This is a genomic window from Streptomyces katrae (genome assembly GCF_000966975.1).
Lineage (GTDB): Bacteria > Actinomycetota > Actinomycetes > Streptomycetales > Streptomycetaceae > Streptomyces > Streptomyces katrae.
Map to the genome: position 1 here is coordinate 1 of NZ_JZWV01001227.1, position 3,544 is coordinate 3,544.

The window sequence follows — 3,544 nt, forward strand, 5'->3', positions numbered from 1 at the left end:
GCTGGTAGGGGCGGGGCCTCAGGGGGTCGCGGTGCCGGTGTCCTCCCCCTCCTCCTGGCCCTCGCGGGTCTTGTCGTTCCACTTGGGGTCGTTCTGCCATTCGAGGTTGCGTTCCTGGGCCGTCTCCATGGCGTGGGCGGCTTCCTCGGGGCTCGTGTACGGGCCGAAGCGGTCCTTGGCCGGGCACTCCGGGCCCTCCTCGACCTTCTTGTGGACCAGGCAGTAGTACCACTCGCCCGGTTTGCCCACCTGGCGCTTCTTGAACAGGGCCATCGTCCCCAGGCTCCTCTCGGTCCTTCTCGGTCCCTCTCGGTCCTCTTCTACAGCGCCATGCTGCCCCACGGCCGCTGGATACACTCGCTGCATGTCTGGCCAGTCGCTGCTCGTACCAGGCGAGCTCTCTCCCGCCCGTTCCGTTCCCGGAAACATCCGCCGGCCCGAGTACGTGGGCAAGCCCGGCCCCAAGCCGTACACCGGACCGGAGGTTCAGTCCGCCGAGACCATCGAGGCGATGCGCATCGCCGGCCGCATCGCCGCGCAGGCGATGGAGGAGGCCGCCAAGCACATCGCGCCGGGGGTGACCACGGACGAGCTGGACCGGGTCGCGCACGAGTACATGTGCGACCACGGCGCCTACCCGTCGACGCTCGGCTACCGGGGCTTCCCCAAGTCGCTGTGCTCCTCGCTCAACGAGGTCATCTGCCACGGCATCCCCGACTCGACCGTCCTGCGTGACGGCGACATCGTGAACCTCGACGTGACCGCGTACATCGGCGGGGTGCACGGCGACAACAACGCCACCTACCTGTGCGGCGAGGTGGACGAGGAGTCGCGGCTGCTGGTGGAGCGCACCCGCGAGGCCCTGAACCGGGCGATCAAGGCGGTCAAGCCCGGCCGCCAGATCAACGTCATCGGCCGGGTCATCGAGTCGTACGCGAAGCGGTTCGGCTACGGGGTGGTCCGGGACTTCACCGGGCACGGGATCAATTCGTCCTTCCACTCCGGCCTGATCATCCCGCACTACGACAGCCCGCACGCGACGACCGTCATGGAGCCGGGCATGACGTTCACGATCGAGCCGATGCTGACGCTGGGCACCCACGAGTACGACATGTGGGACGACGGCTGGACGGTCGTCACGAAGGACCGCAAGCGGACCGCGCAGTTCGAGCACACGCTGGTGGTGACGGAGACGGGGGCGGAGATCCTCACCCTGCCGTAGCGGCTTCCGCCGTAGGGGACTTTTTACCGACAGGACGTCGGCAACACATTGACTTAGGTATGCCTAAGCAGGAGGATCGGGCGTGGCGGCGGTGTCGCCGCGCCCGATTCCTCTCCCCGGAGGTCCGTCTTGGACGCCTTCTCCACGCTCATCCGTGTCGCCTCGCAGGAGCAGCACACCGAAGCCGAGACCTCCGCCTTCATGAGCGACCTGCTCGGCGGCCGGCTCGGCGTGGAGGCCTACACCCGCTACACCGAGCAGCTGTGGTTCGTGTACCGGGCGCTGGAGGACGCGGCCGACGCCCTCCGCGAGGACCCGGTCGCGGGGCCGTTCATCCGGCCCGAGCTGATGCGCGTCGCGGAGATCGAGCGCGACCTGGCGCACCTGATCGGGCCCGGCTGGCGGGAGGGCGTGACGGCCCTGCCCGCGACGCGGGCGTACGCGGACCGGGTCGCGCAGTGCGCGCGGAGCTGGCCGGGCGGGTACGTCGCCCACCACTACACCCGCTACCTGGGCGACCTCTCCGGCGGGCAGATCATCCGGGACAAGGCGGAGCGCACCTGGGGCTTCGAGCGCAAGGGCGACGGGGTGCGGTTCTACGTCTTCGCGGACATCGCCAATCCGGCGGCGTTCAAGCGGGAGTACCGGGAGCTGCTCGACGCGATCGCCGCCGACGATCTGGAGAAGCGGCGGATCGTCGACGAGTGCAAGCGGGCCTTCGACTTCAACGGGGCCGTGTTCCGGGAGCTCGGGGAGGAGTTCCCGCTCAGCGCGTAGGGCTCAGCGCGTAGGGCCGAGCGGGAACGGGTGGCGCGCGGGGCTACGAGGCGAAGCGGACGCGGCCGCCCAGTTCCACCGTGCCGTCCGGGGCCGGGGCCGTGAGGAGCTGGGAGCCGGCGCCCTGGGTGATGTTCAGGGCGCGGTTCAGTTCGGCGGTGAGGAGGATCGCCGCCGAGCCGGTGGCCTCGTCCTCGGGGATGGCCCCGTCGGGGCGGCGCGGGAAGCCCCGGGCGCGGATCCGGCCGGCCGGCTCGTCCTCCCAGGCCCACGCGTAGAGCCAGCCCTCGCCGGGCGGCGGGGTGGGCAGGGCCTCGACCTCGGCCGCGCTGGCGTACTGCTGCGTGCGCTTGCCGACGACCCACTCGGGGCGGGCCGTGATCCAGGTGAACTCGCCGTCGTGGCGGGCCCATACGGATCCGACGGGCGGCTGGAGCTCCTCGATGTCGAGCAGCCAGGCGAGTCCGACCAGGGGGTGCCCGGCGAAGGACATCCGGGTGCCGGGGGTGCGGATGTCGACGACCCCGCGTTCGGGGTCGTCGACGAACACCGTCTCGCTGTAGCCCAGTTCGGCGGCGAGGGCCTGCCGGGCCGCGTCGTCCGGGACGGTGCGGCCGTCGCGGACGACTCCGAGCAGGTTGCCGTGCCGGCCGTCACCCGCGCAGAACACCTTGATCACGTCGAGATCGTTCACAGCGGCATTCAAGCACGGGTCCGCCGGGGCTCAGTTCCGCGCGGCCGCCCCGTCGCGCCGGCGGCGGGCCAGGTAGACCGTGCCCGCGCCGACGGCGACGACGGCGCCGGAGGAGGCGAGGAGGGCGCCGGCCGGGACGCCGGAGCCGGTGGAGGCGAGGTTGCCGCCGGTGGATCCGCCGACCGTGCCGCCCGTCGTGCCGCCCGTGGTGCCGCCCGTGGTGGCGGTGGCCGTGGGGCTGGAGGTCGGGCTGGAGGTCGGGCGGGGGGCTTCCTTGTCCACGGAGACCGAGAGGTTCACGTCGTCGACCCGCTCGCCGGCGTGGTGGTCGGAGCGGGTGCCGTCGACGGAGAAGGCGGCCGCGCCCTCGGCGGTGAGGGCGGTGCGGACGGCGTTCAGGGTGAGGAGGCCGTCCTTGGTCTTGTAGTCGGCCTTCGTCAGGTCGAGGCTGGCGAAGGGGACTCCGGTCTTGGTCCCGGCGGCGTTCTTCACGTCCAGGACCAGGGTGCCCTTGGTGCCCTGGACGTCGATGCGGACGTTGGCGAAGGTCAGGTCGATGTGGTCGGCCTGGTACTGGAAGCGCAGGCTGCCCTGGAAGGAGGCGCTGAGCTTCCGGGACTTTGAGCTTCCGGGACTTGGCGTCGAGGGTGCCCGTGCCGCCGCTGAAGGAGAAGCTGTCGCCGTCCTTGGCGGCGCCGCCCTCGGGGGTGATGCTGCCGCCCGACTTCGTGACGTAGGTGCGGAAGGACTCCTTGACCCCCCAGGCCAGTTTGCCGCTCCGGAGCTGCCACGGGCCGCCGGCGGGCGGGGTGGCGGCGCCCGACGGGGTGACGGAGGGGCGGGGGTGGTGG

Annotated in this window: 4 protein-coding genes and 2 pseudogenes; 2 read left to right on the top strand and 4 right to left on the bottom strand. The window is 71.5% G+C overall.

Annotated features, from left to right (window positions below):
* Nucleotides 1-18 precede the first annotated feature (18 nt).
* Nucleotides 19-273: a hypothetical protein gene (locus VR44_RS35335; protein WP_045951742.1), complete on the bottom strand. Its 255-nt coding sequence runs from the start codon at nucleotides 271-273 to the stop codon at nucleotides 19-21.
* A 91-nt stretch (nucleotides 274-364) separates the two neighbouring features.
* Here VR44_RS35335 and map point away from each other — a divergent pair, with 91 nt between their 5' ends.
* Together map and VR44_RS35345 are read left to right on the top strand one after the other, a co-directional pair.
* The gene (gene map / locus VR44_RS35340; protein WP_045951743.1) at nucleotides 365-1,222 is read left to right on the top strand and encodes a type I methionyl aminopeptidase; all 858 of its coding nucleotides are present in this window, start codon (nucleotides 365-367) and stop codon (nucleotides 1,220-1,222) included.
* 129 nt (nucleotides 1,223-1,351) lie between these two features.
* Nucleotides 1,352-1,999: a biliverdin-producing heme oxygenase gene (locus VR44_RS35345; protein ID WP_045951744.1), complete on the top strand. Its 648-nt coding sequence runs from the start codon at nucleotides 1,352-1,354 to the stop codon at nucleotides 1,997-1,999.
* Between the two features lie 43 nt (nucleotides 2,000-2,042).
* Here the strand turns inward: VR44_RS35345 and VR44_RS35350 are convergent, their stop codons facing one another.
* The 3 genes and pseudogenes from VR44_RS35350 to VR44_RS49325 form a co-directional block, all read right to left on the bottom strand.
* On the bottom strand, nucleotides 2,043-2,693 hold the full coding sequence (locus VR44_RS35350) for a PhzF family phenazine biosynthesis protein (RefSeq protein WP_045951745.1): 651 nt from the start codon (nucleotides 2,691-2,693) through the stop codon (nucleotides 2,043-2,045).
* Nucleotides 2,694-2,723: 30 nt separating this feature from the next.
* Nucleotides 2,724-3,281: pseudogene (locus VR44_RS45590) on the bottom strand (HtaA domain-containing protein); the annotation flags it as partial.
* A 40-nt stretch (nucleotides 3,282-3,321) separates the two neighbouring features.
* Nucleotides 3,322-3,462: pseudogene (locus tag VR44_RS49325) on the bottom strand (HtaA domain-containing protein); the annotation flags it as partial.
* Nucleotides 3,463-3,544: the final 82 nt, after the last annotated feature.

Excerpts from the sequence above, each read along its gene's own strand:
- VR44_RS35335 (WP_045951742.1), bottom strand. The coding sequence starts at position 273 with ATGGCCCTGTTCAAGAAGCGCCAGGTGGGCAAACCGGGCGAGTGGTAC.
- map (WP_045951743.1), top strand. The coding sequence starts at position 365 with ATGTCTGGCCAGTCGCTGCTCGTACCAGGCGAGCTCTCTCCCGCCCGT.